General features: G+C 62.1%; 1 protein-coding gene and 2 pseudogenes. All 3 read right to left on the reverse strand.

The genetic code is table 11. The features are described from left to right. Positions 1-317: pseudogene (locus FY112_RS37345) on the reverse strand (bicarbonate-binding protein); the annotation flags it as partial. A 233-nt stretch (positions 318-550) separates the two neighbouring features. Then, positions 551-1,459, reverse strand: a complete 909-nt coding sequence (locus FY112_RS02520) for an ABC transporter permease (protein ID WP_151517577.1) — start codon at positions 1,457-1,459, stop codon at positions 551-553. Beyond that, positions 1,456-1,912: pseudogene (locus FY112_RS37350) on the reverse strand (ABC transporter permease); the annotation flags it as partial. The pseudogene FY112_RS37350 and the gene FY112_RS02520, both read right to left, overlap by 4 nt.

Below are 1,912 nucleotides of genomic sequence, written 5' to 3' on the forward strand. Positions count from 1 at the left end.
AAGCCGAGCTTGGCACCTTTCACCTCAGGGCCTGCTCCGGCTGCGAAGGCGCCGGACGGAAAGGCGGTCTTGACGGCGCCGATGAGGGCAGCCGCTGCGGTCGTCTTGAGCATGCTGCGGCGGGTAATGCCGGTTGTCGAAATCCCAGTCTGCAAATTCTTTGTCATGCGCAGGTTCCCTCTGCTGGCTGAATTTGGACACAAAAAAACGCCGCCGGAAATTGCGTCCAGGGGATGGGGGAATCCCGGAGCAAAGACCTTGCGACGTCGGTGTCTAATGTAGGCGCTTATGCCGCGCCTATCTGCGCCGGTCGCCATTGACCGATGCCTCTCAGAACTTGCAAGCAGCGTGCCAGTTCTGCTGAATGCTGGTAACAGCCTGAAGTAAAATGAGAAATCCGATGAATCTATAACTGCCTATACTTTAGGCGTGATTACTTTATGCCGACATTTTGTGCTATTACTGCTGTGATCGCAGTCGCGAGAGCAACTATTTGTGCAGCGCACGCGCGCGGCTCGGCCGCCGCGCTGGCACCGCAAAGCCGAGATTATCACTCGAATGGTTCGCCGAGCGAAGCGACGCCGTTCAGTTTGAGCAGGCGGCGGTCAGCGGAGATGATGCCGAGCACGATGATCGTGACGAGATATGGCAGGCTCGACAGCAGCTGCGAGGGAACGTCCAATCCGGTTGCCTGGGCTGCAAGCCCCATCAGCGAGACCGCGCCGAAGAGGCAGGCGCCGAGAAAGATACGGCCGGTGAGCCAAGTCCCGAAGACGACGAGGGCGATGGCGATCCAGCCGCGCCCGGCAATCATCCCGTCGGCCCAGAGTGGGGTATAGACCACCGACGCATAGGCGCCGGCGAAGCCGGCCATCGCGCCGCCGAAGGCGATGGCGAGGACGCGCACTGATATCACCGAATAGCCGATGGCGTGAGCGGCCTTGGGGTTCTCGCCGACGGCGCGGACAATGAGGCCAAGTTTGGTGTAGGCAAATATCGCCCACAGAGCCAGGGTCGCGGCGAGTGAAATCCACACGACGATGTCCTGGACGAAAAGGCCACCGACAACCGGCAGATCCGAAAACCCGGGAAGGGCGAGCTTGGGAAGTCCCCTGACCGTGAGGCTTTCATAGGTCTTGCCGAAAAGCGCGGAAAGGCCCTGGCCGAGAATGCCGATGGCAAGGCCCGCTGCCACCTGGTTTGCCCGAAATCCCAGAGTGACGAAGGCGAAGAGCAGCGAAAGGACAGCGCTGCCGAGCCCGGCGACGACGAAAGCCAGGAGATGTCCGCCGCCCTGATAGACGACGATGAAGGCGAGCACGGCACCCAAGGCCATCAATCCCTCGACCCCGAGGTTGAGGACGCCGGCGCGCTCGGCCACCAGTTCGCCGAGGGCTGCCAGAAGAAACGGTGTCGCAGCCGCGAGCATGCCGGCAAGAATGAACTCGATGGCGTTCATAAGGGGCTCCGGTGAGCGGCGCGGCGCCATTCAAGGCGATAGCGCACGAAGGCGACGGCGATCAGGTAAGCGAGCAGCAGACTGCCCTGGAAGACACGGACGGCGGCGATCGGCAGGTTGGCCGAGACCATTGCATTGTCGCCACCGATATAGATGACCGCCATGACCAGCGCCGAGACCACGATGCCGATCGGATGCAGGCCGCCGAGATAGGCGACGATGATGGCCGCATAGCCATAACCGCTCGCGACCGAACGCTGCAGCTGGCCGAGCGGACCGGCTACTTCGGCAGCCCCCGCAAGACCGGCTGCAAAACCACCGATCAGCAGCGAAAGCCAGATCGCCCAACCTTCCTTAAAGCCGGCATAGCCGGCAGCCCGCGGCGCCAGACCGCCGACCTCCAGCTTGTAACCGATGAAGCTCCTCTGCATGAAGACCCAGGCCGCAATCGAC

Source organism: Rhizobium sp. PEPV16 (assembly GCF_008919455.1).
Classification (GTDB): domain Bacteria; phylum Pseudomonadota; class Alphaproteobacteria; order Rhizobiales; family Rhizobiaceae; genus Rhizobium; species Rhizobium leguminosarum_Q.

Coding starts and splice junctions, on each gene's coding strand:
- FY112_RS02520 (WP_151517577.1), bottom strand. CDS start 1,459: ATGAACGCCATCGAGTTCATTCTTGCCGGCATGCTCGCGGCTGCGACA.